Source organism: Sneathiella sp. (assembly GCF_029233945.1).
Classification (GTDB): Bacteria; Pseudomonadota; Alphaproteobacteria; order Sneathiellales; family Sneathiellaceae; genus Sneathiella.
Map to the genome: position 1 here is coordinate 2,299 of NZ_JARGOQ010000091.1, position 4,269 is coordinate 6,567.

A 4,269-nucleotide genomic window follows, 5' to 3' on the forward strand; every position below is an offset into this window, starting at 1 on the left:
CCGAAACCGCAGGATGCGACTAAATACGGAATCCATGTGGGCCAGGCGATGGCCCCGCTGATCACGTCCCCGTCCATAAGACTTTCCACGCCATCTTCCAGGCTTACCTCGAACATGATGTAAAACAGGACTAAAGCCGACAGGAACCCGAACGCCTCAAATGCGGCACGAACCCGTGTTGACCCAAGCTTATCGAACAACTCAATTTTTACGTGGCTGCCGCGCCGGAACGTATCGGAGACGGCCGCAAAAAACAGCAACGTTGCAAGATACAAGGAGATCAGGTCATACGACCAGCTGAGCGGCGCCGAAAACAGATACCGCATGACGACATCAATTGTCACAATCATCATTATCCCGAACAGGCAGACACAGGACAGCGTCAGGACTGTCCTTTCAACCCTTGAGATGAAACGATCAATCTTCTCCATCATGTCGCGTCTCCTCCGCTGCGCGCCAATGTTATTTTCCCTGCCATTTAGGGGACCTCTTTTCACCAAAAGCTCGCGGGCCTTCGAGGGCGTCCTCGCTTCGATAGACCGGTTCAAACAAAGGGTACGCCGCCCGCAGCGCCGCGCTCCGTCCCATCTCCGACGAGAGATAGACGAGTTCTTTGGCGGCCTTGACAGTCAGGGGTGCATTCGCCGCAATTTTCTTGGCCATGGAAATCGCTTCGGGCAGCAGTTCCGCACTCGGCACGACCTTGTTGACAAAACCGATCTCCAGCGCCCGTTGCGCCGGAAGGGGATCGCCTGTCAGCAATAACTCCATCATTACCCGCGGCGGAATCATGGTACCAAGCGGGGCCGCCCAGGGCATTCCGCGCCCGACCTTTGCCTCGGTAATCCCGAAAACCGCATTTTCCGATGCGATGCAGAGATCGCACATCTGGGCAAACAACCATCCCCCGGCAAAAGCGAACCCGTTGACAGCCGCGATAATCGGCTTGCTCACGGTTACACTGTCGCCGACAATGGGAATGAAATCGCGCGCGGGAACTCCCAGCATCATGTCGGCTGCTTCCTTCAGGTCCATTCCCGCGCAGAACGCTTTTTCTCCGGCGCCCGTCAGAATGGCGACCTTTAGTTCGGGCGTTTGTTCAAACCGTTCCCATGCGGCCAGCAAACCCGTTCGAACATCCTGATTAATCGAATTCAGTTTGTCGGGACGATTTATGGTGATGACGACAATGTCATCCTTCTCGTCAAACAGTATGGCATCTGTCATTGCGGATATTCCTACTCTTTATTTATTGGACGCCGGCGCGTGTTCCCGGTTTGGTGAAGTCCGGCGGTCCGCCCATATTTTGCATTTGTTGCTCCATCACGTCATTTCGGCCTTCTTCGCTCAGGCGCGTAATTTCAGCAAATCATAGGCTTCGCGTTCCAGTTTTTCGCGGTGCTCGGGCGGTGCGATGGAAATCATGGCCTTTACCCGTCGGGAGAGAGGGAGGCCTCTGAGGTCCGCGGCGCCGAATTCCGTTACGATGATCCCGACGTCACTTCGCGGGGTTGTAACCGGGCCGGAAAGCTGCGAGACGATTTTGCTGACGGCGCCGCCTTTGGCGGAACTTCGCAGGGCGATAAGAGAGACCCCGCCCGGCGAAAGCCCGGCCGCGCGAACATAGTCGACTTGCCCACCCACGCTACCGAAATATTTCGCTCCAATACCTTCGGCATTCACCTGACCGGTAATATCCACTTCAAGCGCGGAATTCATCGATACGAAGTTGGAAAGCTGCGATAAGACCCGAATGTCATGGGTGACGGATGCTGGCACCATGCGCAAGTCGGGATTATTGTCAGCAAAGTCATAGAGCTTTTTCGTGCCGATAAGAGCGCCCGTTATTGTAATGCCGGGATCAATCTCCTTATGCTCGTTCGTGACGGCGCCGGATTTCACGAGATCGACCACACTGTCGCTGATCATGCCTGAGTGAATTCCGAGCCCGCGGTGGGAGCTCAGGTCTGCCATCAGTGCCTCCGGCACGCCGCCGATGCCAACCTGAAGCGTCGCTTTTTCCGGAATGAAAGGTTGGCAAAATGCGGAGATTTTGCGATCAATCTCCGTCACAGGCGCAGGCTGCATCTCGACGACGGGGCGATCGGAATAGATGCAATAATCGATATCATCCGCTGTCAGGGGCTGCGAACAGATGGTTCTGGGCGTCTGACTGTTGATTTCGGCGATAACGATCCGGGCCTTTTTCACGGCGGTGTAGATAAAGTCGCTGGTAACCCCCAGGCTGTATTCGCCGCGTTCATTGGGCGGGCTGACCTGCACAAATACGACGTCACAGGGAATTTTCCCCATCTCGATATAGCCGGCGACCTGAGACACATGGCAGGGGATCACATCACAAGCCCCTATTTTGGTCAGGACGCCGGCGGTTCCGACCCCGCCCGTTGAGATAAATGTCAGGTCTTCAGCATGCTCCGGCGAAAAAGTATTGGAGAAAGCCGAGGCCATGAAGACGTTAACATTATCCAGGTTTTTACGCTGTTCAACCAGCGCTTCGGTCAGGGTCAGCGGTTCTGCGCAGGCATTGCCCCACATAACCGTTTCCGATTTCTTGATAAGGCCGGATAAATCCAGCTCCGCGCCGGTCAGCTCGCGCATCACGCACTCTCCCGGTTCTTGATGATCGCGGAAATAGCCAGAGTTGCCTCGGCGCGTTTGAGAAGGGGGCCGTCAATCATCTTGCCCTTGAAGTCAATCGTTCCAATCCCCTTTGACATTGCTTCCTTATATACGGTCACAACCTCCTCGGCTTCCGCAACCTCTTCGTCCGTCGGCGCATAGACGCTGTTGCAGATACCGATCTGCCGGGGAATGACACAGATCTTGCCCTCGTAACCAAGATCGCGCCCTTTGCTGGCATCCATGCGGCATTGCTCATCATTTCGGACATCGATGACCGCCTGATCAATCGCAACGATACCGGCAATCTTCGCCGCAAGAACGACACGGGAGCGGGCGTAAAGCACCTCGTCGCCCTCTTTCGTCCGGCGGGCACCCAAGTCTGATGCATAATCCTCTGCCCCGAAGAAAACCGAGCTCATAAGGTCATTCGCACCGCAAAGCTCATTTACATTGAGTACGCCCAACATGGACTCGATACCGCCCATTATCCGGATGGGCCGCTTTTCCGGATTTGCTTTTTCAGCCGCCGCGACAGCGGAAAAAATGGGATCGCATTGCTCCGGCGTCTCCAGCTTGGGAATGATGATGCCGTCGATATCGCATTTTACTGCGGCGGCGATATCGTCGAGAAAGAAAGATGAGCCCGGTTCATTCACGCGCACATAAACAAGCCCCTTAACATCGGCCTTTCTTAACATGTCGATATTGTCCGCGAGCGCGTCACGCGCCGCAATCTTGTCATCGGGCGGCGTTCCATCTTCCAAATCTACGGCATAGCAATCCGCCGAAAACCGCGGGAACTTGGCCAGCAGATCAGGTCTGTTTGCCGGCGCAAAGAATAAACTTCGAAACAACATTTGCGAACCTCCCTCATCTCGTTCTCTGATCATCAAGATGGCGCATGACCCTCGCGGAAACACAGTGCTGAGCGATAAAAAGCTGCCGCGCTAGTGAGTTAATATCGAAACTCACTAATACATATTTGTTCTGATATCAGAATTTTATTCTTATTTAAGACCAAAATATCGGTGCAGACATACCCTGTCAAGCCGCATTTTCCGCAAACGATAATTTATCGCAGTGGGTAAATGCGGTCAGAAGCAGCGGATGTCACTTGTTGCATATTTGATTGCGGGAGAGGGACCCCCGGTCCATCCCGGTCAAAGAACCGCGTATCGCCTGAATTCAGAAATACGCGGGCGGTACATCTACTCTTTCGATCCGGGATAAGGCATGGAATAACCCATGAATTGAGAGGCGCGCTCGCCTGCGGCATGCGCCAACTCGCTGTATTTCTTTAAATTTGCGTTCAGCCGATCCAAGGGTGCGGCCAGGGTAATACATCCCATGATCTCGCCGCCTGAACCAAACACCGGCGACGCGACGCCGCCCGCTCCTTCGACTGAATCTCCCATGGTCACGCTAATTCCGGTTCTGCGGATGGTGCTGAGATCCTCAAGTATCTCGTCCTTTGAAAATCTCTCCCCCGTCAAGGGAGACACCGGATCAACGTCCGCCATATAGCTGTGGATAAAGTTGATGCTCTGGAATGCGAGCAAGGCTTTCCCGAAAGACGTACAATATAATGGACGCCGCGCGCCGATAACAGAGGCAAGATAAATAGTA

Annotated in this window: 5 protein-coding genes; all 5 read right to left on the bottom strand. The window is 54.4% G+C overall.

The features are described from left to right. Nucleotides 1-434, bottom strand: a 434-nt coding sequence (locus P1U71_RS17400; protein ID WP_301106942.1) for a TRAP transporter small permease, incomplete at its 3' end; no start/stop codon positions are given. 28 nt (nt 435-462) lie between these two features. Further along, nucleotides 463-1,227, bottom strand: a complete 765-nt coding sequence (locus P1U71_RS17405) for an enoyl-CoA hydratase-related protein (RefSeq protein ID WP_301106943.1) — start codon at nt 1,225-1,227, stop codon at nt 463-465. A 120-nt stretch (nt 1,228-1,347) separates the two neighbouring features. Beyond that, nucleotides 1,348-2,619: an acetyl-CoA hydrolase/transferase C-terminal domain-containing protein gene (locus tag P1U71_RS17410; protein ID WP_301106944.1), complete on the bottom strand. Its 1,272-nt coding sequence runs from the start codon at nt 2,617-2,619 to the stop codon at nt 1,348-1,350. Then, nucleotides 2,619-3,500: a CoA ester lyase gene (locus P1U71_RS17415; protein ID WP_301106945.1), complete on the bottom strand. Its 882-nt coding sequence runs from the start codon at nt 3,498-3,500 to the stop codon at nt 2,619-2,621. The genes P1U71_RS17410 and P1U71_RS17415 overlap by 1 nt, the downstream gene beginning before the upstream one ends. A gap of 351 nt (nt 3,501-3,851) precedes the next feature. After that, nucleotides 3,852-4,269: IclR family transcriptional regulator C-terminal domain-containing protein (locus P1U71_RS17420; protein ID WP_301106946.1), on the bottom strand; the 418-nt coding region annotated here is incomplete at its 5' end.

What these genes read in the sequence shown, in the direction of transcription:
- P1U71_RS17415 (WP_301106945.1), bottom strand. Translation starts at nt 3,500, where the DNA reads ATGTTGTTTCGAAGTTTATTCTTTGCGCCGGCAAACAGACCTGATCTG.
- P1U71_RS17410 (WP_301106944.1), bottom strand. Translation starts at nt 2,619, where the DNA reads ATGCGCGAGCTGACCGGCGCGGAGCTGGATTTATCCGGCCTTATCAAG.
- P1U71_RS17405 (WP_301106943.1), bottom strand. Translation starts at nt 1,227, where the DNA reads ATGACAGATGCCATACTGTTTGACGAGAAGGATGACATTGTCGTCATC.